Here is a 25,323-nt window from a genome sequence, read left to right as displayed (position 1 = left end):
TAAAATAGAGCTCGTTATAATTATTGCTACCATTAAAAGGGCTGACTCATTTTCCAGCAGAGGGAAAGCTGATAATTTGTCCGGTTTTGGCCTGGACAATGCCAAAGGCAGCATGAAAAGCGGCTAGTGCCGCAAGCTCAGTGCAGTGCGAGGGGAGTAGCGTTCGGATATTTTCTTGTTCAAAATACCGAATGGTTTGTCGGGTTTGCTCATCCTGGCTTTTCAGGTGAAACCCGCCAATGACGGCGTCAATGGTTTGTACGCCAGTTACTTGTTTGGCGTATTCGCAAATGTTGCAAATGCCGGAATGGGCACATCCCGAAATAACAATCAGTTTTCCATGGTTGACGATGGCCAAGGCTGAATCGTCGGGCACAAAATCATCTGCTCCGTTCTCCTGTTCAAAGGGCGTACTTTGCGACTCAAAAGGTGTTGTTCGGGGAATTTCGCCCAGATAAAAAATACGGTCTGAAATGCGGTAGGGCTTCGCACTTGTTGTTAGTGCAAATTGCTGGTTAATTTCTTCATAGGATAAGGCAAGGCCTAAGGGCGAACGATCCTTTTTGCGAAATCGCCTGATGAAGGCCTCTGGATGGGTGAGCAGAGGCTTGCCTTGCAAAAAACGCAGGCCATTGCCATGATCCCAGTGACCATGGCTGAGTACGATCAGGCTGACTTCCTGCTGCAGGTCGATCCCCAATTTGCTGGCGTTTTGCCGAAAAACATCGCTGTGTCCGGTGTCGAACAGAATGTTCATCCCATCCACCTGAATCAGGTAAGAGAGTCCGTGCTCGGCTAAAAAGTGGCTTCCGGCGGTGTTGTCAGTGAGTATGCTCAGTTTCATAATGCGAAAAGTAAAGGTGTTTTTCGAGGGCCTCAATAATCATTTTCGGAGCCCGCATGGGCTTGCGGCTGACTTTATCAACAAAGACGACGGTTGAATCTGCCGAGCAAATCAGTTCATCACATTCGTTTCGGATTTCAAACTGAAAAGCAAAACGGGTGACTGGTAGTTGTGGAATTTTGGTGATCACTGTCAACAGATCGTCATAGCCCGCAGGTTTGTGGTACCGCAGGTTCATGCTGATCACTGGCATCATAATCTGATTCGACTCCAGTGTTTTATCATCAATTTGAAGTTCCCGAAGCAGTTCGGTGCGTGCCTGGTGGCAATAGCTCACATAATTGGCATGGTACACGTAGCCCATTTGGTCTGCCTCGCCATAGCGCGGACGCAGGCTGAAACGGCTTTCTAAAGGCTTATTCATAGCTGTTCAGTTTTAGTTGTTTCAACAAATGCCCCATGCGTTCCTGCTTAGTTTTTAAGTAGAACGAATTGTGTTGGTTGGGCGTCGTCAGAATGGGAACGCAGCAGGAAATGGCAATGCCATGCTTTTCAAGTCCGCTCTTTTTCTCCGGATTGTTGGTCAGCAACCGAACCTGGCTGATGTTTAGATAATGGAGAAGGGCTGCTCCAGCCCTGTAGTCGCGCTCGTCCGGTTGGTGCCCGAGTTGCAGGTTGGCATCAACGGTATCGACACCTTTTTCCTGTAACCGGTAGGCTTTCATCTTTTCCATCAGCCCAATTCCACGGCCTTCCTGTTGAAGATAAATCAATACGCCACAACCTGCAGCTTCGATCCGGCTTAAAGCCTGTTGCAGCTGTTCGCCGCAGTCGCAACGCAGGGAGCCAAACAAATCGCCGGTAGCACAAGCAGAGTGAATCCGGACGAGTACCGGCTGTTGTTTTTCGGGCTGCCCTTTTATCAAAGCAATATGCTCCTTGCCATTGGTTTTTTCCTGAAAGGCCAGCAACTCAAAGTCCCCGTAAACGGTTGGAAGCTGCACGCGTTCCCCAATTTTAAGAATCGTCGTTTCAATTGATTGATGTTGAATTTCAAACATTTTTGAGCTTGGCTTAATTGTTAGTTGAAGCGCTGACTGTTGGAAGTTTACTTATTTTGTCGGCCAGAGTTTCAAACTGGTTGATCAGTGTTCCATCGGTTGATGCAAAGATGGTTTGACCGGTATCGCCCAGTTCGCAAGCGTCGCAAACCAAGGGAATCTGGGCTAGCAGAGGGACGTTAAGCTGGTTGGCCAGCTGCTGACCTCCGCCACTTCCGAAGAGAAAGTATTTTTCCTCCGGATGTTTTTCAGGAGTGAACCAGGCCATGTTTTCCACAACACCCAACAGGGGGACCTGAATTCGTTTGGTGTTAAACATATCGGCTGCTTTCCGGGCATCGGCAATGGCCACCTGTTGTGGAGTAGTTACCAAAATAGCGCCTGTCAGGTTTAGCCGTTGGATGGTTGTCAATTGGATATCGCCGGTGCCAGGTGGAAAATCGATAATCAGATAATCCAACTCGCCCCATTCGGTATCGGATAGCAGTTGAGCTAATCCGGATGAGGCGGCTGGTCCACGCCAAATGAGGGATTTGTTACTAACCATAAAAAATCCGATGGAAATGATTTTGACACCAAATTTTGTAATTGGGATGATGGTTTCTTTTCCCTGATAATGGGCAATGGTTGGCTTCTCATTTTGCACCCCAAACATGATCGGGATGGACGGTCCGTAAAGGTCGGCATCAAAAATAGCTGTCCGAAAACCTTCGCGTGCCAAAGATACTGCCAGGTTGGCTGCTACGGTTGACTTTCCAACGCCTCCTTTTCCGGAAGCAACCACCAGGACGTTTTTTACTCCGGGCAGTTCTATTTTATCAAAAGGGTCTTGCTTATTCATGTTGTATGAGTTTATTCCAAATTTTTCGGATTTCATGACTGATTGCTGAGTCTGGTGCCCAATTGGTTATGCTCTCGCCATTGACCATGGCATCAACCACCAGCCGGTCAAAAGGAAGTTTCCCAATGATGGGAATACGCATCAACTGACACCAGTCTTCCAAGGCTTTGCTGAGTGAACTGCTTAAGTCGTATTTGTTGATGACAACATAAATTTTGACCCGAAAGTGCTGGGCCAGCTTCACAATGCGTTTTAAATCGTGAATGCCTGATTTACTGGGTTCAGAAACCAGAACGACTTTATCGATACCTGTTAAGGAAGAGATCGCCGGGCAGCCAATTCCCGGTGGTCCATCAATCAGAATTAAATCCGTGTTAAGCTCAAGAGCTGCCTCACGAGCCTGATCGCGAACCAGGTTAACGAGCCTGCCTGAGTTGTCCTCGCCTGGAGCGAGCCGGGCATGTATCATTTTGCCGTTTGGAATGTCGGCGGCAAACCATCGGCTTTTATCTTGATTGACCATGCTGATGGCTTCTTCCGGACATACCCGGGTGCAAAGCTGGCAACCGTCACAGGCTGTTTCTATCACCTGAAAGGTGTGGTTGGTTTGGCGGATGGCATCAAAGCGGCAATAGTCCATGCAAGCTCCGCAGTGGCTGCACTTTGCGGCATCAATCACTGCTTTTTGTCCCGATACGTAGGTCTCTTCGCGGTAATTGTCCGGATGGAGAACCAAATGCAGGTTGGCCGCATCAACGTCGCAGTCGGCCACCACAACTTTGGAGGCTAAAGTTGCCAATGCAGCGCTCAGGCTCGACTTGCCGGTTCCGCCTTTTCCGCTAAGTATGGCTATCTCGGTCATGTTCAATCTGTTTTTTTATACGAATGAAAAGTTCTTGAAATTGCTTGTTGTAGGCCGAGATGTTGTTGGTAATCAACTCTCCTTCGGAGTAAAGCTGGGCTATGCGGCGGTCGAAGGGAATCTCATCCAGCAACGGCAGCTTGTTTTCGGTTAAAAAACGATGAACATCCTGATTTCCCAACCCGCCCCGGTTAATAACAACGCCAAAAGGTATGTTAAGGTGCTGAAGGGCTTGCACAGAAAGTCTGAGATCGTTTAGACCAAAAGGAGTAGGCTCGGTTACCAGTACGACAAAATCGGCTTCGTTTACCGTGGCAATAAAAGGGCAGGATGTTCCCGGCGGGGCATCCAGAATTGTGATTTGCTCTGGTTTCGCTCCTTTTATGGCTTGCGAAATGAGCGGTACCGATGAATATACGCCAACAGCTATTCGACCTTCAACGAGTAATGAGTGCTGGTTGTATTCATAGGTTGTGAGGGTGCCTGTTGTTTTTGCTTGCCATGAAATTGCCCCTGACTGACAAGCGTAGCCGCATGCCCCACAGTCGTGACAAAGGTCTTCGAAAACCCGGATATGCTGATGGCTTCGGACAATAATAATGGCATTGTACTGACAAAATTCCTGGCATTTTCCACAAAAGGTGCACCGATCTTTATCAATGACCGGGATGTTCTGGGTAACCAGTTGTTGTCCTTGCAGTTTTCCTTTAATGAATTGTTGGTCATTGGGTTCTTCGGCATCGCAATCAATTAAATCAACTGCATAGCCTGATTGTTGAATGACATTAAACAGGTTGGTGGCCAGTAGCGTTTTTCCCGTCCCTCCTTTTCCGCTTGCAACTGCTATCTTCATTTTTCTAATGTTTCAGGGTTAAAGTGTCGGGTAACGACAAAGTCACCTTTACTGACTCCTAATTTCTCAGCAATGACATCACATTTAACCATCAGGAGGAAAAATATTTTTTCATTTCCTGATTCCAATAAGCCTTCAAGGTTGCCTTGACCTTTTGATATAATAACATCTGCTTGATTATATAGCCTCAAAAACTCATCAGAACATTGCTCTAAAATGGTCGATGGCGCATCGTATCCATTGGAAATGACCGGCACGAGCGGAGTCATTCCCACATAATGCGCATCGGACATGGTGGCATCGTTAATGATTGGCTGATCCCTGACCGCATAAACCAAATTGGGGTGATGAATGGTTTCAATGAACAATTTATCCAATACAATTTCACCGTTGTTATCTCCCAGGTACAAAACCGTTTGAGCCTTTTGAATTGCTGATTTTAATTGATTGGAGTGATCAATGGCAAAGTCAGAATTTAAGACATGGTCAATGGTTTCATCTAATCGATAAGTTTCACTGACCGCTGCATCAATTATATTTCCGGCAATGGCAAGTCGAAGTGCTGTGTTGAATGAGTCTTCACTTGATTCAACCTGAGCTTTGAATTTTTGATACTGATTCAGAATGAAATCATTGCTTTGTTTCTTTTCTGTTTGATAGGGATCCTCTTGGTTATTATATTTTTTAAACCTTAGATGCAACTCTCTGGCTAATTGTGGTGTCGAGTATTCTTCCTGATTTTCCATATAAAATTGCACCATCTCATGAGTAAAACTTAGTGCTTGCTCTGAAGATAATTTCTCCCGTTTAAGCAGTTTCTCAAAAGCCCGGTTAAAACAAAAGAAACAACGATAGTCATTAATCATGTTTATTCGTCATTAATGATCGCACGCATTTGCTCCGGATACCAACGAATTGCTTAACCAATCGGCTACAAGCTCGTGGGGTGATTTGGGCTGGGCGCCTACTGTTACTTCAATGTTTTGTTGATTGAACAGGCTAATGGCTTTTTGTCCAATGCCTCCTGCAATGATATTTGTAACTCCATGCTGCCCGAGCCAAGCAGGGAGCAGTCCTGGTTCATGTGGCGGAGGCGTTAAATACTCTGGTTGGAGCATCGTGTTGTTGTCAACCTGGATAATTACAAACTGCTGGCAATGCCCGAAGTGGGCGCATAGTTGACCATCCTCAACCGGGATCGCAAATTTTTTCATAGTCTCTATTTTTAATTTGATTCATTTGAAAGTAAACTGGCAGCTTTAAGGACCATTCAGCTGCCAGTTTTCAATCGGAAACAGTTCATCCTCAGAAGCAAGCTTTGCGTCCTGACGCATTCCCGCGTCGACGTCCTCTTCTTAAGCCCCAAAGACGATCTGATCTTTCCTCTTGTTTATTTTCAGGAGTGTTGGGCTCCTGTTGACCTGTTTGGGTAGAGAAACGGCCTTGACCTTTGGCTGCACAGCAACCTCTGCCTCTGCCTGATAAGGGACCTTCTCCCGCTGGGCCTTTTTTATTGAATCCGGGCATAATAACACCTCCTTTCTACCTGGTGGTCATTAATCGAATAAGTTCCTCAACGGTCTGTTCCGGACCATTGACCATGATCATCTGAATTTGAAGGTCTTCTAAAATGGTTTTCACTTTTCCTCCAAACTCGCCTGATATAATTTTCTTAACGCCTTGTGATGCGATTAGCTGAGCGGCAGCTGGACCTGCGCCTTCATTGACATCCTTGTTTGGATTTTTGATGAACTCTGTTTTGTCTGACTCCAGGTCGTGAATCGCAAAATAAGCGCACCTTCCAAAGCGATTGTCAATTTTGGAAGAGCCTGTTTTTCCGGATGATGTAATGGCAACTTTCATGATTTATAAGAATAAATGAAAATAAACAACGACACAAATATAATGAACATTTGTTCATTAAACAGGAATTGGGCTGATTTTTTTTTATTCAGAAATATCGTTGAGATTCAGAGAGCTGCGGAATACGATTGTTTCACTGGTTCTTTTTGATTCCTTTAAAAGTGTTTACTTTGAATGGGATTGTGACAAAATGAATGGAACGTATTATGGGAACAATTGATGAGCATCAAAGCAAGGATGAATTGCTTGAGCGCCTACGGGAAAAAGACCGACTGCTGGCTGCTTTGACCAATCAGCTAAAGGAAGTGGAGCAGCTGAAGTTTGCCTGGGCGGGTAACCTGGGGCAATGGAGCTGGGATGTGCAAGCCAATAAGGTCAGCTTCAATGCGCTGAAAGCAACTACGCTGGGTTATGATCTAACGGAGGTTCCACAGGGCTGCGAATACCAGTTTTTTACCGATAAACTGCATCCGGATGATTACGAGCCTGTCATGCAAAATATGCGCGATCATCTTAGCGGAAAATCGGATGCTTATGAGGTGGAATATCGCATAAAAACCAAACATGGCGATTGGAAATGGTATTACGACCGCGGAACCATCACTCAGCGAGGACCGATGGGAGAACCCTTGTTTTTAACAGGCATTGTCTTCGACATTTCGGAGCGCAAGGCCATTGAAGAAAATCACCGAGCCCTAATTCGGTCGCTTTCAGAGCAGCTGAATTTGCAGGAGAACCTCTTCTCGGCCATCCTGCACGATCTGCGTACTCCTTTGTCCAACATTATCGGCTTTGCCGATTTATTGGCCCAAAACACGGAGGAAAACGATGATAGGGCGGCTGACGCTGAATTTTTGAGCATTATTCAGCAAACAGCTGGTCAGGCTTATGACATGACTGCGAGTCTGATGGAGTGGGCAAAGGCCAAATGTTTAAATACGGAGAATAACCACCCGATTGCTTTGCGTGAATTGATTTTTGAACTTGCCGCTGAGTTTGAACCATTACTAAACAACAAAAAAATCAGTCTGCAAAATGACGTTCCTGAAGATGTACGGGTTTTTAGTAATGGTCCTATCTTGAAAATTGCCTTGCGCAACTTCTTGTCGAATGCGGTGAAATATTCTTACCACGAAGGAACAATCCTTTTGAGGTATCATGCTAAAACCTTATCGGTTATTGATCATGGTGTTGGCATGAGCAAGGAAAAACTGGCCTCGCTTTTTAGTTCTGTTGCTGGTTCAACACTGGGGACAGCCCAAGAAAAAGGGAATGGAATAGGCCTGGTGCTGGTTAACGAACTGATTCAGAAAACCAACATCCAGCTCATGGTAAATAGTGTAGTGGGGAAAGGTACACAAGTGGATTTAGTGTTTAAAGATATTGATTTGCAAAGATGATCTGGTTTTATGGCAAGTTGTCCGGCCAACTGCTCCTAAAATTGCTTTTTATTTGCAAACATAAAAAATGACCTTGTTTTTTGTGTAAAAAGAAAATAAACCGTAATTTTCTATAGATTAACCAGATGAAGAAAGAAGGAAGACGATTGGAGGCAATGACCTGAACGGTTAGAGCGGTAGATTATGGAGAAAACATGCTTCCTGCGATAATGGTTTCAGGTCGGTGGAGTAGTTAACCTACTAAAGCAAAATTATGAAATCAGATGGCAGTCCACTCAAATCAAATATTGGTAAGACCTTAAAAGAACGGATCAATGGGTTGCTCAACAAAGAGCATGATCGGAGGTCAGACGCGAAGTTCCAGGAATTGCTGGAAGAAATGAATCAGTACCAACAGGAACTGGATCAAAAATCACAATCGCTTGAGAAACGTGCCAAAGAGCTGAGTGCATTATACAAGCTTATTCAGTATACCGAAGACAGATCCGTTTCGTCAGACAGTATTTTACAGCAGGTGCTGAGCTTGATCCCTCCTGCCTGGCAATATCCGGAAGCTACCGGCGTGCGCTTGCATGTGGGTGAAAAGACCGGGCAAACCTCCAATTTTAAGGAGACCCCTTGGATGCTGACCGAAGAGAGCTATACCGGCGATCGGCTGCTGGCCAAAGTGGAAGTGGCTTATCTGGAAAAGCGACCGGAAGCCGACGAAGGACCTTTTTTCAAGGAAGAACGAAACCTGTTGAAGGCCATAACGACCCACCTGAGCCGCTGTTTGGAGCGAAGAAGCATGGAAGAAGTGAGGCGGGAAAGCGAAGAAAACCTGCGCATCACCCTAAACTCCATTGGCGATGCTGTTATTGCCACCGATGTTAAGGGTGCCATTACCCGAATAAACCCGGTAGCTGCCCATTTTACGGGCTGGAATCCGGAGGATGCAGCCGGCCGAAATCTGGAGGAGGTTTTTCATATTTTCAATAGTGTAACTGGCGAACCAGCCAGAAGTCCGGTCAGCAAGGTGATAAAAACCGGTGAAGTGGTTGGTTTGGCGAATCACACCAAGCTGGTTTCAAAAACAGGTGTTGAATACCAGATTGCCGATTCGGGGGCACCCATTCGGAACGGACAGGGTGAAATTACGGGTGTTGTGCTTGTTTTTCGCGATGTAACCGATGCCTATCAAATGCATGAAATGCTAAAAGAAAGGGAGCAAGGATACCGGGTCATGTTTGAAAATAATCCGCAGCCAATGTGGATTTATGACCTCGAAACGCTTGCTTTTCTGAAGGTCAATTATGCGGCTATCAACCATTATGGTTATTCCGAGGAAGAATTTTGTGGAATGACCATTAAAGATATTCGCCCGGAGGAAGACATCCCTGTCTTAATGGAGAGTGTCAGGCTGGGTGCTCAGGAATATGAGCGAACCCGGGGATGGCGTCATTTCAAAAAGAATGGCGAACTGATTTTTGTGGAAATCACTTCTCATGCTGTTGTGTTTAATAAACGCCCGGCGCGGCATGTGTTGGTTACCGATGTAACCGAGCGCAAACAAGCAGAATTTCGCTTGGAGCTGACTCAGTTTGGGATTGATCATGCGCAGGTGGGTGTTTTTCAGGTCGAAGAAGATGGAACGATTATTTATGCCAATCATTATGCTGCCAAAAGTCTGGGGTATTCCACCGAAGAATTGATTGGCAGTTCGCTTTTTACCATTGCTCCTCCATTCAATGCCAAAAATTTTCATAAGCATCGGGAGGGAATTAAGAGCAAGAAGAAGAGCAATACCTTTATTTCGACGCACCGACGAAAAGATGGAACCGAGTTTCCGGTGGAGGTCACGGTCAATTACTTTCAGTATAAGGATAAACTCCTGTCGTTTTCTTTTGTAAAAGACGTTACCGAACAGCAGAAAGCCGAAAAGGCCTTACGCGAAAGCGAGAATAACTACCGGCTTTTGGTTGAAAACCAGTCGGATATTGTTGTGAAGGTCGATGTCGAAGGTCGTTTTCTGTTTGTGAGCCCGTCTTATTGCCGGATGTTTGGAAAAACCGAAGAAGAATTGCTGGGAAAAACATTTATGCCGCTTGTGCATGAAGAGGATCAGTGGAGCACGGCTGAAGCCATGAAAAAGTTATACAAGCCTCCTTACCGGGTCTCGCTGGAGCAGCGTGCCATGACCAAGGAAGGTTGGAAATGGTTGGCCTGGAACGATGTGGCTTTGCTGAACGACGAAGGAAAGATTGTTGGTATTATTGGTGTTGGAAGAGATATTACGGAACAGAAAAAGGCCGAAGCTGATTTGCTTGAGCTAAAAGCGCAGCTGGAAATTCAGGTGGATGAGAAAACGAAAGAACTGCAAGAGCGTGTTGACGAATTGCAGCGGTTTTATGATGCCACCATCGAACGTGAGTTCCGGATTAAAGAACTACGCGACGAAATAGAAAAGCTTAAAGAGAAGAACGCATGAACAGAATCGTGATACGCCTGGGCATATTCTTGTTGGCTTTGATTGCATCCCCCGCAATACTGGTTGAGGCAAGTTCCCACATGCAGGAACCCGATACTATCCGGACTGTTTTGCTGGGAGCAGAGCCCGATTACCCACCCTACTGTTTGCTGGATGAAAATGGCAAGCCCGTTGGGTTTGCCGTTGATCTGTTCCGGGCAGCAGCTGAAGCTGTTCACCTGAATGTAAAAGTTAAGTTAGGCCCTTGGGTGAGCTTGAAGAAGGACTTAGCCGAAGGAGCTATTGAAGCACTTCCGATTGTGGGAAGAACTCCGGAACGAGAAGTTCTTTATGATTTCACCATTCCTTACATCCAACTGCACGGCGCTATTTTTGTGCGGCGCGACAATCAGGACATCCACTCGTTGGCTGATTTAAAGAATAAAGAAATTCTGGTGATGAAAGGCGATGTGGCAGACGAATTTGTACGTCGCGAACGTATTTCTGACCGGATTTATACCACCACGACTTTTGATGAAGCTTTTACGAAGTTGGCGGCCGGCGAGGGCGATGCGGTTATTACGCAGCGTATTATTGGACTAAAAATCATGGAGCGCCTGAACCTGCAAACGGTGGTTCCGCTGAAAGCCCCTCTGCCCGAGTTTCGGCAGGAGTTTTGTTTTGCTGTTCAAAAAGGCAACGAAGCCTTGTTAGCGCAACTGAATGAAGGGCTGTCAATCGTGATGGCCAATGGTACCTACAAGGCCATCCATCAGAAATGGTTTGGTCCGGCATTTCAGGAACATTTTACAAAAGCTGATTTGCTCAAGGTGGTGCTTTGGATTTTTGTGCCCTTGCTGGTGGTCTTATCGCTGTTGTGGATTGTACTGCTTCGCAAAGAGGTAGGAAAGCGAACCCGGCATCTGAACGAAGAAATTATTGAGCATAAAAAAACCTGGCGGGTGCTTCAGGAGCAGCAAAGCCGGCTCAAAGAAAGTGAGGAGCAGATTCGCCTGTTGCTCAATTCAACCGCCGAAGGAATTTATGGCACTGACACCCGCGGCAACTGCACCTTCATTAATCAATCGGCACTAAAAGCTTTGGGTTATGAGGACCGGAGTCAGGTAATTGGACGAAACATGCATAAATTGATTCACCATACCAAAACCGATGGTTCTTACTATGAAACAGCGGCGTGCGATATTCGAAGGGCCTTTAGTTCAGGAACTGGAATTCATAATGAAGATGATGTGTTTTGGCGGGCCGACGGCAGTTGTTTTCCTACGGAATTTTTCTCTTACCCGATTCATAAAAATGAGGAGATTGTAGGCCTTGTGGTTACCTTTTGGGACATAACTGAACGGAAACGATCCGAAAGGGAATTGCTGGCCTTGAAAGCCAATCTGGAAATTGAGGTTGCTCAACGCACGGCAGAGTTGGAGGAAAAAGTACAAAAACTGGATAAGAGTCAGAGAGCCTTGTTGTATATGGTTGAGGATCTGAATCAGGTTAGTAAAGAAGTGAATGAAGAGCGCCGGAAGCTGGAATTATCCAACAAGGAACTGGATGCTTTTACTTACTCGGTGTCTCATGATTTGCGAGCTCCCTTGCGTGCTATTAACGGGTATTCTGATTTTTTACTGGAAGATTATGCAGACAAGTTGGATGATGAAGGGAAGCGTTTCCTTAGGGTTATTCAGAATAATGCCTCCAAAATGGATCGGTTGATTACGGACATGCTAAACCTTTCACGGATTTCGCGTGCTGAAATGCGGATGAGTAAAGTTGATATGGGCAAAGTGGCCAAGTCCATTTTTCAGGAACTTGCAAGCCGGAAAGAACAAGAGCAGTTTGTCCTTGAAATCTCAGCCATGCCCGAGATAGCCTGCGACTATTCACTCATAAAGCAAGTCTGGCAGAACCTGATTGGCAACGCCTTGAAGTACAGTGAAAAGTCAGGCGTTAAGAAAATTGAGATTGGCTCATGGGAAGAAGGAGGAGAACAAGTTTTCTTTATCCGGGATTATGGAGCTGGCTTTAACCCCAAATACCAGGATAAGTTGTTTGGCGTGTTTCAGCGCCTGCATACCGAAAAGGAATTTAAAGGCACCGGGGTTGGACTGGCCATTGTGCAGCGCATTGTGTCGCGGCATGGTGGGCAGGTCTGGGCTAAGAGCGAGTTACAGGAGGGGGCTACATTTTACTTTTCGTTGAATGGAGCATAGGAATAAACAAGTCAGCAATAGAGACCTTAAGGATATTTAAAAATAAACCTGCTAAATGAACTAACGAATGGAGAATTTAAATGAAGTGGAGATCTTGATTGTCGAAGATAATCCATTGGATGCCGAAATGGCTCTTCGAGCACTGAAGAAGAATAAACTGACCAATAAAGTGCTGGTGGTGGGCGATGGAGAAGAGGCCCTCGATTTTGTTTTTGCACGAGGAAAGTTTGATGAACGCTCCCGGCAGTCGCGCCCTAAAATTATCTTGCTTGACTTGAAATTGCCCAAAATTGATGGGTTGGATGTGTTGAAAGAAATTAAAAGTCATCCGGAAACGAAGGTCATTCCGGTTATTATGCTCACTTCGTCCAAGGAAGAATCCGACTTGGTGAAAAGTTATCAACTGGGTGTTAATAGCTACATTGTAAAACCAGTAGATTTTGACAAGTTTGTGGATGCCATTCGTGAAATCGGTTTTTACTGGCTGTTGTTGAATCAACAAAAACGTTGAAACGGACTTTGCAGGGACACATTGGAACAGGTATTCCGAATAATTCCTGAAAAATTGAGCAGTTCACAGCTCGGATGGCAATGAACTCATTTCGAGTTGTGTTTTGGGTTCGAGGGTTTGCAATTCATGACCAGAACATGAAGCAAAATTGAAACAGGAGTTCTCTTGACTAAAAAACTTGCTTACTTTTAAACATTGGAATTGCCAGGAGGATCCTTTTTGGTTTGTCGGGATTGAGCGAAGTGGAACTTGCCAAAAGTTCTCTTTGTTGGAAGGAAAATATCTGCTGCTTTCCAAATGACTTTGCGCAAGCGAAATGATGTAGATTGATTTTTATAAAAACCACAATTAAATTTTATGTATTCTAATCGTCAACTCCTTCTTTTAGGAGGAACAATTGCTCTAAGTGCTATGTCTTGTTCTCAGTCGGCTGAGAAACCCAAGCCGAATGTTCTTTTTATTTTGGCTGATGACCTGGGTTATTACGACTTGAGCTGCATGGGCAGTTCTTTTTACGAAACACCTAACATCGACCGGATTGCTCAGGAGGGTGTCGTATTTACCAATGGTTACGCCGCCTGCCAGGTGTGTAGTCCTTCGCGGGCCAGTATTATGACGGGAAAATTTCCGGCGCGCCATGGAATTACCGATTGGATTGGAGCACCGGTCGGCGAAAACTGGCGAAAGCTACAACGACACAACAAGTTGTTGCCCCCGAACTATGTGTTTCAGCTGGATTCTAGCTATCTGACCTTGCCTGAAGCCATGAAGCAGGCCGGATATAAGACATTTTTTGCCGGGAAGTGGCACTTGGGAGACAAAGGCTCTTGGCCCGAAGATCATGGTTTCGATGTAAACATTGGGGGCTGGCATGCCGGGAGTCCAATCGGAGGTTACTATTCTCCTTACAACAATCCGAACCTCGAAAACCGGAAGGATGGCGAAAACTTATCAATGCGTTTAGCCGAGGAAACAGTGGCCTATTTAAAGGCCAATAATCCTGCTGAAACCGGACAGCCGGTGTTTGCTTTTCTTTCCTTTTACGCCGTGCATGGGCCAATTCAAACCACTGAGGAAAAATGGCAGAAGTACCGCGAAAAGGCAGCGCAGGCTGGGATTGCCGAATCGGGCTATGAAATGGGGCATTTCCTTCCTATTCGTCAGGTGCAGGATAACCCGGTTTATGCCGGCTTGGTTGAATCGATGGATGATGCCGTTGGCCGCGTGCTGAGCAGCCTGGAAGAGCTGGGGCTGGATGAGAATACCATTGTTATCTTTACTTCAGATAATGGCGGGGTTTCGGCTGGTGATTCATTCTCGACCTCCAACCTGCCCCTTCGCGGAGGCAAAGGCTATCAGTTCGAAGGCGGTATCCGGGAACCTTATTTCATCAAAGTGCCAGGTTTGACTAAGGGCGGAACAAAGAGCGATGTGCCTGTAAGTGGAACCGATTTTTACCCAACGATTCTGGATTTGGCCGGAATTACTCAATTGCCAGACGAGCATGCCGATGGTGTGAGTTTGCTGCCTGTTCTGCAAGGAAAATCATTGCCTGAGCGTCCTTTGGTTTGGCATTATCCGCATTACGGAAACCAAGGAGGTGAGCCTTCATCCATTATCCGTTTGGGCGACTGGAAACTCATTCATTATTATGAGGACGGGCGCGAAGAATTGTACAACCTGAAAACGGACATGGAAGAAAAGCACGACCTTGCTTCAGTACAGCCTGAGAAAGTCGATGAATTGCATGCACGTTTGTTTGATTACCTGCATGAGGTTAATGCCAGATTTCCGGAGAAAGATCCGGAGTATGATGCTGAGCTGGAAAAAGCCCATCTGGAGAGGGTGGAGAAAAACAGAATGCCTCAATTGGAAAAACAACGGCTTCATTATTTATCGGAAGATTTCAACCCAAACAACAATTGGTGGGGAAGTCAGGTAACAAAAGATTAATCCAATTTAGAAGAACCCTTCGGGGTTCTTCTAACCAAAAAAAGGAGTGCAATTTTGCACTCCTTTTTTTCTTCTGTTGACCCGCCAGGGCTCGAACCTGGACTCTTCTGAACCAAAATCAGACGTGTTGCCAATTACACCACGGGTCAATCATTATTGCCTTTTCTTTAAAGACGCTGCAAAAATAGGAAAAGAATATATACCCACAAGCGTTTTGGAGTAATTTTTTTCAATTTTTTTTGGGCGAATTAAGAACCATATTGAAAATGAGGATCTTTTATGTTTGACCTAATGCGTGAATTTTTTTGAGAATCTTTTTCCCGCGTGAAAGAATGCCTGGCGAGGCATGAAAAGTCATTTCATGTTCGATGAGTTGGATGACTTCTGCCCGCAATTCCGGTTCGACGAGGGCAATTTCATACAACAGTTGCATGGCATGTACCCGGATGGCTATCGGGCGGGCTGCATTGGTCAGCTCAGCAATGCTAAAGTCTAACAGAAAAGTTAGCCGGTCAGGCAAAATTGGGTTGAGGCTGATAATTTTTAACAGGTGCCTAAGCTTGCTTTCATTGGTAACCTGGTGGAGCGAATCAATGAACTGGGGTAGGTAAGGACCGATTAAGGCCGGCTTCTTCTCATGAATTTTATCCACGATCCAAAGGGCTCGCCAGCTTTCTTTTTGAGAATCATGTAAGCCAATTTGCACGAGCATGCTGATTTCTTCGGGATGCTCAACCAGGTAGCTGGTCAGGGTTTCAATGGCGCTCCATTCGTTTAAGTATGTATAAAATTCTTCTCGGGTCATGCTGTATTCTTTTCTGAAAACATGACTAAAGATAGCTGATTCAACTGAAGCGAAGCATGCCTAGATCGAATGCGGGATAATGATAACAATTAAAGAAAATACCATGGACCAGCCCAAAATGGAAAGAACCATATAGGCAAACACATGTTTTTTACGGGAGTAGTAACGGTTCAACAGGAAAGCTCCTAAAGGAATACTCAACAAAACAGGTGTGGCAATAATAATCCCGATGAATCCGTAGCGGTTTCTGAATTTGACAAATTGCCTTTTGGTCCGCATAGATTTGGATGAACGTGACCTGAACTTGGCAAACAGCCGATTCAAATCGAATTTGAAGTGTTTGTCAACAAAGTTGGTGATCACTACTTTCTGGTTTTTAAATACCCGAACGATAGCTGCACTCAAGTAATAAAAGAAGAAAAAACCACTAATTCCCCCGACGGTTATGGCGATAATGGCCTGAGTGGTATCCAGTCCGATTAACAAGGCGTAGGGAAAGGTGATGGAATACTTGATGGTGGCTAACAGAAATACATGAATTAACTTTACAACTCCGACTATATCCATTGGCTAAACATTGTTTTCATGATTTACAACTGCAAAGTTGTGAATTTGTTTTGGTATGTCGTTGGTCAGTAAAGCTATTTTATGATTTCTTAACGTTTAGATATCCAAATAATTAACTTACATAAAAAGCATTTTAGGAGCCAGAGATGCTTGTTTTTGTTACCTTTGAAGCAGGAAAATTATTGATAACCCCATATACCCCCTAAAAATGAGCAAAGAGCAAGCCTGGTTTCATGCGGCAGATTGGCAGGAAGGATTGAGTATGAAGGCGCATGCGTCGATTGATTTAAACCAGTTTTATAGCCATTATCACAGCCATCCCGAGCGCTGGAAAGCTGTTTTTGAATTTTTGAAAAAGGACTTGACTTCGTTGGATGAAGGTAAATACCCGGTGATGGGTGATGATGTTTTTGCCATGGTTTCAAACTATTCAACGAAAAATCCGAAAGACGCGAAATGGGAAGCACACCGAAAATATATTGATCTACAGTATGTCATTGATGGTGAGGAGACGATGGGACTTTTGGACCTGTCGCGTGCCGTTTCGCCTGAAAAATATGATGAGGCCAACGATTTAATCTTTTTTGGGCAGCAGGAAGGCGAATATTTTAGAGCCAATCCAATGTGCTATTTTGTGTTTTTTCCTTCCGATGTTCATCGCCCATGCATGATGATGGATCATGAAGGAGCGAAACCAGTTAAAAAACTGGTATTCAAAATTGCAGTGGATTAGCCGTTCAAATTCTTTGGGGTTTACCCCGCGCTCCTAAGGCTTAATAGTACTTTTGTTCCTTCAGTGTTTCGTAGATGGTTGTATTCATCAGAAGCAATAAAAACAGGTAGCCAAAATCTTCAACCGGAATCGTAAATGCCCGGATGTTGAGAATATGCTCGCTGTGGTACTCAACCACAGGAATGGCTGTCAGTGCACCATTGACAAGCAGAAAGGGAATCAGCGTGATCAGGTAGGTGAAAAAGAACTTGCTGAGATGTTGCTTGAAACGGTTTCGAAAGATGGTATAGCCCAGGTAGACAGCTGCAAACAGGAAGTTGAAAAAGGTGTACAACTGGCTTTGATGATAAAAACTGATGAGCGCGAACAGGACAACCAGTCCCAGGCTTATGGCAGCAAAAATGCGCGGGAATTCATAGGCCTGGAAGTAGGCTTTCAGCACTTCGTAAATAAACAGGCAGGCGTAAGGAACTATGAGAAAGAAAAGCCATTCTTCCAGCGGAAGCCCTTTGTAGAAGTAGCCCAACACATAGTCGTGGTTAAAACTCCAGATGCCGGCCTTGGTAAACTGAATATCCCAATAAATAAAAAGGATAGCCGTAATCAGAATGGCTGGAAACAAATACTTCCATTTGGTCCAAAAACGAACTTTTTGATCAAAACTCAGGGCCAGCGGAATGGCAAGGGTGCCCAGCAGCAAGCCGGCGTAGGTAAAATGTTGCAAATCCATCTATAAAAGGTTAAGCGTATTTTTTAAATAAGCGTTGGCCAAAAGATACATTTTTTTTGGGTTGGAAACCCGGTAACGCTGCTTTAAAATTTGAGATGGCTGTGCACGTTTGATTTTCCGAAATAGCCTTAAATAGTAGATATAAGCAAGGTAAACGCCAAAGCGGACTTCTTTTTTCAAGGCTTTTAGTCCTTGGTAAGCCTCGGCAAAGTCTTGTTCAATTTCCTGCTCAATCCGTGCTTTGGCTTCCGAGTCAAAATGATTGAAGTCGATGTTTTCGAAATAGATACGGCCTTTGTTTTCAAAGTCGTCCTGGGCATCTCGCAGGAAGTTCACTTTCTGAAAGGCAGCACCTAGTTTTCGTGCCGGCTCCACCAACTGCTCGTACAGCTCGGGCTCTTCCGAATAAAAGACGCGCAGGCACATAAGCCCAACAACTTCGGCCGACCCGTAAATGTAGGTTTTCAGAAGGAGTGGGTCGTAGCTGGTTTGGTGTAAATCCATCTCCATGCTGAAAAGAAAAGCATCAATCAATTCCCGATCGATTTGATAACGACGAACCGCATGCTGAAAACTGTCGAGAATCGGATTGATGCTAAAGCCTCTTTCTATGGCTACAAAGGTTTCCCGCTTAAATTCCTGAAAAATTTCTTCCTGGTTTTGGTCAAAAAAGGTGTCAACAATTTCATCGGCATACCGCACAAAACCATAAATGCTGTATATGCCCGGCCGGTATTTTTTATTCAGCATGCGAACACCCAGCGAGAAAGAGGTGCTGTAATTACGGGTGGTAATTCGGCTGCAATCCAGGTTGTTTTTACGATAAAGTTCCATGGTCTTTTAAAATTCGTTGGGTTACTAATCTTGAGCTTATCACGGTCATGGGGAGTCCGGTTCCCGGAACGGTAGAGGCTCCGGCGTAGTAGAGGTTGTTGAATGCCTCGTCTTTGTTTGACGGGCGGAATCCACCAACTTGGTTCAGATCATGGGCCAGGCCTAAGCCACTTCCTTGGTAGAGGTTGAAGGTGCTTTCCCAGGCTTCGGGCGAATAAACAGTCCGCAATTCGGTATGTGCTGCAAAGTCGAAGCCGGTCCGCTGGCTCATATCGGCAATGATGGCATCCGCAATTTCTTCGGCATCGCTCCAGTCTGCTTTAAACCTTAGGTCGGGTACCGGGCACAGAATGAAAACACTCTCTTTGCCTTCCGGCGCGTAGTCCGGATTATGCATCGATTGAATGTTGACATAGTAATAGGGCTTGTCGAGCTTGATGTCGTTTTTGAATATCTTCCCGGCATATTCCTTAAAGTTCCGGCGCAAAAAGTAATTGTGGTGATACATGTCCGGAACTTTGGTGTCTAAGCCCAGGTAGATGGTCAGCGGTGCCAGCGTCCATTTTTTCTGATCCAGTTTCTGAGGGCTGTACTTCTTCCGGTTGAGAATAGTGCCGCGGAATGAAGCTGCATCAGCATTTACCACAAACAAATCAGCTTCCCATTTCTTCCCGGTCTGATCATAAAAGGCGGAGAGCTGTTTGTTAGTCTCTTCAAACCGGTCAATTTCTACCCCATAGTGGATCTTCACCTGGCGCTTTTCGAGTTCGGCAACCATGCCTTCCACGATTTTGTACATGCCGCCTTTAACGTTGTAATAGCCATCGTGTACCAATTCGGTGTAATTCAGCATGGAATAAACAGCCGGCGTATCGAAAGGAGTTGCTCCCAGGAAAAAGCCGACCAACGAAAAAATGACTTTCACTTCAAACGAATCAAAATTCTTCTCCATCTCACGCCACATCGAATAAAACATTTTTGGGGCGTGCTTGATTGGGACACGGGTAAGCTGCAGCAAATATCCCAGCAAACTATCAAAGTTCTGCTTGATGACAATGTGCTCGGTGTCGTGAAAAATTTCGCCAGCTGATTTCAAAAAGCGTTCCAGTTTCTTTTCCAGATTGGGTTCCAGGTGTTCGAACTCAGCGGCCAGTTTCTTCAGGTTCTTATGGATTAAATAAGAACGAGAATCGCCTTCAAAGTGAACCGCATAAAGCGGGTCCAGCTCTACAAATTCAAAAGGCATGGCGATTTTACAGTACTTGGCCAGTTCCTTGAATTCGTAGCTCATACTGAAAAAAGTCGGAGCCATGTCAAATTTGAACCCGTTTTGAGTCAGCAGGTTCAAGCGTCCTCCCGGTTGATGATATTTTTCAACCATCTCAACCTCGTAGCCATCAGTGGTAAGCCGCAGGGCTGTTGATAAACCCGCTAATCCGGTTCCGACAATCAGTACTTTCTTTTTCATTTTTGTTTGAAGTTTTATCTGTTTAGTTAAACAAATTGGAGCTAAAATGTTTTAACTAGTAGCAAGTTTTTTTTCGATAAGAGTATTATCTTTCTTAAAATTAATGAAATAATGTCAAAAGCGCTAGTCATAGGAGCAGGTATTGGAGGAATTGCAGTCGCTATTCGATTGGCTCGACTGGGCATGGAGGTGGAGGTGTATGAACAGTCGGATTGTTTGGGCGGCAAGGTTAAGGAATCGCGCCAAGCTGGTTTCCGTTTTGATCGGGGGCCATCGCTGTTTACGCTGCCTCATTTGGTGGATGAGCTGCTCGATGAAGACCTGAGATTTCCCTACCGGAAGCTGGAAGTGATTACCTCGTATTTTTTTGAAGATGGCGTGCAGTTGAAAGCTTATGCTGATCCCGGGCAATTTGCCGCAGAAGTGGAGCAAAAAACCGGAGTGAAAGCCGCCAAATTGTTGGATTACCTGAAACAGGCTGAGCGGATTTACCGCTTGACGGCCCCGATTTTTATTTTCAACTCTTTTCATCGCATTCGCAAGTTGCTTACTTGGGCTAATTTGCTTCGGGCGCTGCAGTTTTTTCGGCTGAAAGTTTTTTCGAGCCTGCATCAGCTGAATGCAAAGGCGTTTTCCGATCCGCGTTTGGTGCAACTGTTTGATCGCTATGCCACCTACAATGGTTCTAATCCTTACAAAACTCCGGGAACGTTGAGTGTGATTTCACACCTGGAGCATGAACTGGGAGCTTATTTCCCCCAAAAGGGAATGGCTCAACTAGTGCATTCACTGGCAGAGCAAGCGCGGCGGCTGGGAGTGCAGTTTCATCTGCAAGCACCGGTTGAACGGGTTTGGATGGATCAGGGGGCGTTGAAAGGCATCGTTGTTCAGGGCGAGTTGAAACCTGCCGATGTGGTTGTTAGCGATGTGGATATTCACCAGTTTTATACCCATCTGCTGCCTGATCAGAAGCGGATCCGGCGGATGGAAAAATTGGAACGATCCTCTTCTGCCTTGATCTTTTACTGGGGCATGAAAAAGTCATTTCCCAAATTGGATTTGCATAACATCTTTTTCAGTGAAGATTACGAAGCCGAGTTTGTGTCCTTGTTTGAGAAAAAGGAAATTTCAGATGATCCAACGGTGTATGTGTTTGTTAGTAGTAAAGAAAATCCGGATGATGCTCCGGAAGGTATGGAAAATTGGTTTGTGATGGTGAATGCACCCGAGAATGTTGGACAAGACTGGGCTGAAATGAACCGTCGGACACGGCAGCATATTCTGACTAAGCTGATGCGTATGTTGGGCGAAGAGCTGGAAGAACAGATTGTGTTTGAGGAGTTGCTTGATCCGGTGAAAATTGAGGCGGAGACCGGCTCGTTTCATGGAGCCATGTATGGTCCAAGTTCAAACAGCTTGTTTGCTGCGTTTTACCGGCATGCCAATTTCCGGCGCGATGTGCCCGGACTTTACTTCGTTGGTGGCAGCGTGCATCCCGGTGGTGGAATTCCACTGTGCTTGTCTTCGGCAAAAATTGTGGCCGATATGGTTGAAGAAAAAAGGAAGAGCTAATGAAAGAAAATGCCAAATTTATTTTAGGGATCAAAATTGTTCTGGCCATCCTCTACCTGGTTGGGATACTGGGCTTTTCATTGGATCGGACGTATGATTTATTTGTGGCTCTAACTCCGCTTAATTTATCATTGACAGCAGTGGTTTTATTGTACTTTCAACAGCAGTGGTCGGTAAAAACGGCTTTAATGCTGACAGCTGTCGCCTGCATTGGTTTTGTCACCGAATGGATTGGCGTCAACACGGGCTGGCTGTTTGGAAACTACACTTATGGGCCGGCACTTGGGCTGAAACTGATGAATACCCCTTTGCTTATCGGAATCAATTGGTTGCTCCTGGCTTACGGTGTTTTTGTGCTTTTCTCGAAAATCAACGAACAATGGTATTTCCCGTTTTTGGGAGCTCTGCTGATGGTGCTGTTTGATTTTATTATGGAACCGGTAGCCACGGCCTTGAAAATGTGGAGCTGGGAATTGGCCCATATTCCGTTGAAAAACTACCTGGACTGGTACCTGGTTTCGCTCCTGATTTTTGCCTTGATGCGTGCCGGAAGGGTGTCGTTGAAGAACCCTTTGGCCGTATGGATCTTGGGGACTCAACTGGTATTTTTTCTCGCTTTAACCTTCACTTTAAATTTAACTTGATGGGAATTTTAATTGCAATCATCGTGCTAATATGTTGGCTGGGGCATTTGCTTTACTGCCTGCTGTATCTGCAAGCTGATCCTTCTTCTGGCTGGACCTACCTGCATGTTATGTTACAGGCCTACTTATATACCGGCTTGTTTATTACCGGGCATGATGCCATGCATGGATTAATTAGCAGAAGCATGAAGGTAAACACGTTGTTTGGCTGGATTTCATCCTTGCTTTTTGCCGGACTTAGCTACCAAAAACTGCGGGCCAATCATTATTTGCATCATCAGTTTCCGGCTACTGAAAAGGATCCGGATTATTATACGCGCTCGCAGAATTTCTTTGTTTGGTGGTTTGTCTTTCTGAAACGTTATGCCACCATCTGGCAACTCTTGTTTATGGCGGTTGCTTTTAATGTGCTGAAAATTTGGTTTGCTGTTCCGGAGTTGATTGTGTTTTGGATTGTTCCGGCGGTACTGGCTACTTTTCAGCTATTTTTTGTGGGCACCTACCTGCCCCACCGAAAACCGCACACCGAAAGTATGCAGCCGCATCGGGCGCGAAGCCAGCGGGGACCGCATTGGTGGGCCATGCTGAGTTGCTACTTCTTTGGTTACCACTGGGAACATCACGAGATACCCCGAATTCCTTGGTGGCAACTTTATCGCGAAAAAGATAAACGAAAAATTCAGCTATGATCAAATCCAGACATCATTCCCTAACGATTTGGTTTTTCGATCTTTATTTCCGCTGGAAAATGGCGTTTCATTTTCGCGGAATTGAGGTGCATGCCAACGAGCAAGCTGATCCACAGAGACCGGTTTTGTTGCTTCAGAATCACTTCAGCTGGTGGGACGGTTATTGGTCGTTGTGGTTAAGCAAGCGTTTTTTTCAGAAGCGTTTTCATGTGATGATGCTGGAAGAACAACTTCATAAGCGCATGTTCATTAACCGGTGCGGTGCTTTCTCAGTACGAAAGAATTCGCGCGAGCTGCTGGAGGCGCTGACTTATGCTGCCGGGCTATTGCATGCTCATCAGAATCTGGTTTGTCTCTATCCGCAAGGGGAAATCCAATCGCAGCAGGTTAAAACCATTGCTTTTGGGAAAGGAGCTTCCTGGATTTTAAAACATGCCGGCGAGCCCGTTCAAGTGTGGTTTTGTGTGACCTTAACGGATTATTTCAGCAGCTCAAAACCTTTAATCCGGTTTTGTTTGAAACACTATGAGGGCGAGCGGACAACCCAGAGCATGGAGCTGGCCTACAATTCTTTTCGGGACGAATGTATAAACAAGCAACATGACTGATCTTTTAATCATTGCCTGGGCTGTATTTACTTTTCTTGTTTTACGCACCTTGGTTGCGCTGGTCAATGTTGTGAGCAAACCTTACCTGCCTGCTGCCGGAAGCGAGCACAACGACAAAGTGTCCTTGTTGGTGCCAGCCAGGAACGAGGAGCACAACCTGCCGAACTTACTTCAAGCTATTTCTCAATTGAATTACCCGGATCTTGAGGTTTGGGTGTGCAATGATCATTCAACAGACAAAACCGGGCAGATTTTACAGGAATGGCAGCAGCATGCAGACTGGCTTCATTACTTTGGCGGAGACGATTTACCACCCAGCTGGACGGGGAAAAATTTTGCCTGTCACCAACTGGCTCAAAAAGCAAGGGGACACTATTGGTTGTTTGTGGATGCCGATGTGACTCTGGCACCGGATGTCCTGCACAAAGCTGTGGATTTTTTCAAAGCCAACAAGCTAAGCCTGTTATCTCTCTTTCCGCAGCAACTGATGCAAACTACTTCTGAAAAACGGACAGTGCCAGTTATGAACTGGATTTTAGTGACTTTATTGCCTCTGAAGCTTGTGCTGAAATCGGGTAACCCTTTGTTTGCCGCCGGCAATGGACAGTTTATGCTTTTTGACGCACAAAACTATCAACGGAATAATTGGCACGAACGAGTTAAAAATCGTCATGTGGAAGATATCCAGCTGGTTCGCCTGATGAAAAAACAACAGGAGCGTGTGGCTGTTTTATTAGGAAATGGCGATGTCTTTTGTCGGATGTACCAGGATTATGCGGGAGCCTTGCAGGGCTTTGTGAAAAATGTGCATGAGTTTTTCTTTGGCAGCCGTTTGCTGATGCTCTTCTTTGGGATCGTTCTCATGGGAAGTCCATTGCTTTTATATTTCGCCTGGGGATGGAACGGGTTGCTTGTTTATGGTACATTGCTTGTGATGAACCGTCTGCTGGTTTCTCGGGCAAGCCATCAGCAATGCTGGACTAACCTTTTGTTTCATCCTTTGCAAATGGTGTTTCTGGCTCATCTGATGATTGAAAATATTCGCCTTCGAATAACTAAAAAAGCAAAATGGAAAGGTCGAAAAATAACTATTTAAACGTGTTGCTGCTTGGCTTGCTGTTCTGCCTGGCTTTGCCCGTATCGGGGCAAAAGCTGGAGACCTACCAGTGTCATTTTTTTAATGCCTATCTGGAAGGAGATATGAGTAACTGGATGCGCTGGATTGAAGAAATTGAACACAAGCATCCGGAAGAGCAGGAGTGGGGGATTCTGGCCCTGCAAGCTCGCTATGGCCTTATCGGTTATTACTTCGGAACCGATCAAAAGGAGAGGATTAAGGAAGTACTTCAGGAAGGAGAGAATCGGCTGGAACGCTACTTAGATCAAGAGCCAGACAATGCCCGGCTTTTGAGTTTGCAAGCCGCCTTCGATGCATTTAAGATTGGTCTGGCCAGGTACAAAGCCCCCTTTTTGGGACCTAAAGTCGTTGGCTCCATCCAACAGGCTATGGAAGTGGATCCGGATGAACCCATGGTGTGGCTGGAAGAAGGCAATGCCCTTTACAACCGGCCGGCCCTTTTCGGGGGCGATAAAAAGCAGGCCATCGCGGCTTATCGCAAAGCGCTGGAGTTGTTTGAGGAAAGCGAAGAGTCCTGCAACTACCTGACAGTGCTGGTTGAAATTTTCATCCTGAAAGGCTACTCTGAAACCAATCAGGATGCTTTGTACCAAAGAACCCGCCAGAAGCTTCATCGGCAATATGGCGGACTCCCTTGGTTGGATGATTTTCTTTCTTCCGAAGCTGGTTATTAACC

26 protein-coding genes and 1 tRNA gene are annotated in these 25,323 nt (G+C 45.5%); 12 read left to right on the top strand and 15 right to left on the bottom strand.

The features are described 5' to 3' along the window. Positions 1–46: 46 nt before the first annotated feature. The 9 genes from Q1A18_RS09165 to Q1A18_RS09125 form a co-directional block, all read right to left on the bottom strand. Positions 47–844 (bottom strand): MBL fold metallo-hydrolase, encoded by a 798-nt coding sequence (locus Q1A18_RS09165; RefSeq protein ID WP_299578758.1) that lies wholly within the window; start codon positions 842–844, stop codon positions 47–49. Next, entirely contained in the window at positions 822–1,268 is a 447-nt protein-coding gene (locus Q1A18_RS09160; protein ID WP_299578756.1) for a thioesterase family protein, read from the bottom strand. The genes Q1A18_RS09165 and Q1A18_RS09160 overlap by 23 nt, the downstream gene beginning before the upstream one ends. Continuing rightward, on the bottom strand, positions 1,261–1,905 hold the full coding sequence (gene ribA, locus Q1A18_RS09155) for a GTP cyclohydrolase II (RefSeq protein ID WP_299578754.1): 645 nt from the start codon (positions 1,903–1,905) through the stop codon (positions 1,261–1,263). The genes Q1A18_RS09160 and ribA overlap by 8 nt, the downstream gene beginning before the upstream one ends. A 13-nt stretch (positions 1,906–1,918) precedes the next feature. Further along, a complete protein-coding gene (locus tag Q1A18_RS09150; protein WP_299578752.1) occupies positions 1,919–2,746 on the bottom strand; it encodes an Mrp/NBP35 family ATP-binding protein in 828 nt (275 codons plus the stop codon). Beyond that, positions 2,739–3,608 (bottom strand): P-loop NTPase, encoded by an 870-nt coding sequence (locus tag Q1A18_RS09145; RefSeq protein ID WP_299578750.1) that lies wholly within the window; start codon positions 3,606–3,608, stop codon positions 2,739–2,741. The genes Q1A18_RS09150 and Q1A18_RS09145 overlap by 8 nt, the downstream gene beginning before the upstream one ends. Further along, complete coding sequence (locus Q1A18_RS09140) at positions 3,586–4,461, bottom strand: ATP-binding protein (RefSeq protein WP_299578748.1); 876 nt, start codon at positions 4,459–4,461, stop codon at positions 3,586–3,588. The genes Q1A18_RS09145 and Q1A18_RS09140 overlap by 23 nt, the downstream gene beginning before the upstream one ends. Next, complete coding sequence (locus Q1A18_RS09135; RefSeq protein WP_299578746.1) at positions 4,458–5,327, bottom strand: ARMT1-like domain-containing protein; 870 nt, start codon at positions 5,325–5,327, stop codon at positions 4,458–4,460. The genes Q1A18_RS09140 and Q1A18_RS09135 overlap by 4 nt, the downstream gene beginning before the upstream one ends. Before the next feature lie 12 nt (positions 5,328–5,339). Further along, on the bottom strand, positions 5,340–5,675 hold the full coding sequence (locus Q1A18_RS09130) for a NifB/NifX family molybdenum-iron cluster-binding protein (protein WP_299578744.1): 336 nt from the start codon (positions 5,673–5,675) through the stop codon (positions 5,340–5,342). A gap of 328 nt (positions 5,676–6,003) precedes the next feature. Next, positions 6,004–6,324 (bottom strand): NifB/NifX family molybdenum-iron cluster-binding protein, encoded by a 321-nt coding sequence (locus Q1A18_RS09125; protein WP_299578742.1) that lies wholly within the window; start codon positions 6,322–6,324, stop codon positions 6,004–6,006. 194 nt (positions 6,325–6,518) lie between these two features. Here Q1A18_RS09125 and Q1A18_RS09120 point away from each other — a divergent pair, with 194 nt between their 5' ends. The 5 genes from Q1A18_RS09120 to Q1A18_RS09100 all read left to right on the top strand — a co-directional run bounded on the left by Q1A18_RS09120 (position 6,519) and on the right by Q1A18_RS09100 (position 14,859). After that, entirely contained in the window at positions 6,519–7,724 is a 1,206-nt protein-coding gene (locus tag Q1A18_RS09120; protein ID WP_299578740.1) for a PAS domain-containing sensor histidine kinase, read from the top strand. 253 nt (positions 7,725–7,977) lie between these two features. Continuing rightward, a complete protein-coding gene (locus Q1A18_RS09115; protein ID WP_299578738.1) occupies positions 7,978–10,191 on the top strand; it encodes a PAS domain S-box protein in 2,214 nt (737 codons plus the stop codon). Next, positions 10,188–12,395, top strand: a complete 2,208-nt coding sequence (locus Q1A18_RS09110) for a transporter substrate-binding domain-containing protein (RefSeq protein ID WP_299578736.1) — start codon at positions 10,188–10,190, stop codon at positions 12,393–12,395. Before Q1A18_RS09115 ends, Q1A18_RS09110 begins: the two co-directional genes overlap by 4 nt. Positions 12,396–12,462: 67 nt before the next feature. Beyond that, positions 12,463–12,906: a response regulator gene (locus tag Q1A18_RS09105; RefSeq protein ID WP_299578734.1), complete on the top strand. Its 444-nt coding sequence runs from the start codon at positions 12,463–12,465 to the stop codon at positions 12,904–12,906. A gap of 357 nt (positions 12,907–13,263) precedes the next feature. After that, complete coding sequence (locus tag Q1A18_RS09100; RefSeq protein ID WP_299578732.1) at positions 13,264–14,859, top strand: sulfatase; 1,596 nt, start codon at positions 13,264–13,266, stop codon at positions 14,857–14,859. Positions 14,860–14,935: 76 nt separating this feature from the next. On the opposite strand, the gene Q1A18_RS09095 is transcribed toward Q1A18_RS09100, so the two are convergent. The 3 genes from Q1A18_RS09095 to Q1A18_RS09085 all read right to left on the bottom strand — a co-directional run bounded on the left by Q1A18_RS09095 (position 14,936) and on the right by Q1A18_RS09085 (position 16,231). After that, positions 14,936–15,008, bottom strand: a tRNA-Gln gene (locus Q1A18_RS09095). Positions 15,009–15,136: 128 nt separating this feature from the next. Continuing rightward, the gene (locus Q1A18_RS09090) at positions 15,137–15,664 is read right to left on the bottom strand and encodes a hypothetical protein (RefSeq protein ID WP_299578730.1); all 528 of its coding nucleotides are present in this window, start codon (positions 15,662–15,664) and stop codon (positions 15,137–15,139) included. A 60-nt stretch (positions 15,665–15,724) separates the two neighbouring features. Next, positions 15,725–16,231: a hypothetical protein gene (locus tag Q1A18_RS09085; protein ID WP_299578728.1), complete on the bottom strand. Its 507-nt coding sequence runs from the start codon at positions 16,229–16,231 to the stop codon at positions 15,725–15,727. A gap of 208 nt (positions 16,232–16,439) precedes the next feature. Here Q1A18_RS09085 and Q1A18_RS09080 point away from each other — a divergent pair, with 208 nt between their 5' ends. Then, a complete protein-coding gene (locus tag Q1A18_RS09080; RefSeq protein ID WP_299578726.1) occupies positions 16,440–16,964 on the top strand; it encodes a YhcH/YjgK/YiaL family protein in 525 nt (174 codons plus the stop codon). Positions 16,965–17,004: 40 nt separating this feature from the next. On the opposite strand, the gene Q1A18_RS09075 is transcribed toward Q1A18_RS09080, so the two are convergent. Genes Q1A18_RS09075 through crtI form a run of 3 tightly spaced genes read right to left on the bottom strand, consistent with a single transcriptional unit; the run spans position 17,005 to position 19,996 of the window. Continuing rightward, a complete protein-coding gene (locus tag Q1A18_RS09075) occupies positions 17,005–17,694 on the bottom strand; it encodes a lycopene cyclase domain-containing protein (protein WP_299578724.1) in 690 nt (229 codons plus the stop codon). Then, entirely contained in the window at positions 17,695–18,528 is an 834-nt protein-coding gene (locus tag Q1A18_RS09070; RefSeq protein WP_299578722.1) for a phytoene/squalene synthase family protein, read from the bottom strand. Continuing rightward, on the bottom strand, positions 18,512–19,996 hold the full coding sequence (crtI, locus tag Q1A18_RS09065) for a phytoene desaturase family protein (RefSeq protein WP_299578720.1): 1,485 nt from the start codon (positions 19,994–19,996) through the stop codon (positions 18,512–18,514). Before crtI ends, Q1A18_RS09070 begins: the two co-directional genes overlap by 17 nt. A gap of 111 nt (positions 19,997–20,107) precedes the next feature. On the opposite strand from crtI, the gene crtD reads away from it, so the two are divergent. From crtD to Q1A18_RS09035, 6 genes are read left to right on the top strand one after another with little or no spacing between them, the layout of a single operon-like run. After that, entirely contained in the window at positions 20,108–21,568 is a 1,461-nt protein-coding gene (crtD, locus tag Q1A18_RS09060; RefSeq protein WP_299578717.1) for a 1-hydroxycarotenoid 3,4-desaturase CrtD, read from the top strand. Next, positions 21,568–22,212: a carotenoid biosynthesis protein gene (locus Q1A18_RS09055; protein WP_299578715.1), complete on the top strand. Its 645-nt coding sequence runs from the start codon at positions 21,568–21,570 to the stop codon at positions 22,210–22,212. Before crtD ends, Q1A18_RS09055 begins: the two co-directional genes overlap by 1 nt. Then, positions 22,212–22,901: a fatty acid desaturase gene (locus Q1A18_RS09050; RefSeq protein WP_299578713.1), complete on the top strand. Its 690-nt coding sequence runs from the start codon at positions 22,212–22,214 to the stop codon at positions 22,899–22,901. The genes Q1A18_RS09055 and Q1A18_RS09050 overlap by 1 nt, the downstream gene beginning before the upstream one ends. Beyond that, complete coding sequence (locus tag Q1A18_RS09045) at positions 22,898–23,509, top strand: 1-acyl-sn-glycerol-3-phosphate acyltransferase (protein ID WP_299578686.1); 612 nt, start codon at positions 22,898–22,900, stop codon at positions 23,507–23,509. The genes Q1A18_RS09050 and Q1A18_RS09045 overlap by 4 nt, the downstream gene beginning before the upstream one ends. Continuing rightward, the gene (locus Q1A18_RS09040) at positions 23,502–24,605 is read left to right on the top strand and encodes a glycosyltransferase family 2 protein (RefSeq protein WP_299578684.1); all 1,104 of its coding nucleotides are present in this window, start codon (positions 23,502–23,504) and stop codon (positions 24,603–24,605) included. The genes Q1A18_RS09045 and Q1A18_RS09040 overlap by 8 nt, the downstream gene beginning before the upstream one ends. Next, entirely contained in the window at positions 24,578–25,321 is a 744-nt protein-coding gene (locus Q1A18_RS09035; RefSeq protein WP_299578682.1) for a hypothetical protein, read from the top strand. The genes Q1A18_RS09040 and Q1A18_RS09035 overlap by 28 nt, the downstream gene beginning before the upstream one ends. The last annotated feature ends 2 nt before the right edge of the window (positions 25,322–25,323 follow it).

Source organism: uncultured Sunxiuqinia sp. (genome assembly GCF_947495665.1).
GTDB classification, from domain to species: Bacteria; Bacteroidota; Bacteroidia; order Bacteroidales; family Prolixibacteraceae; genus Sunxiuqinia; species Sunxiuqinia rutila.
This window is presented reverse-complemented; position numbering and strand designations above follow the sequence as displayed.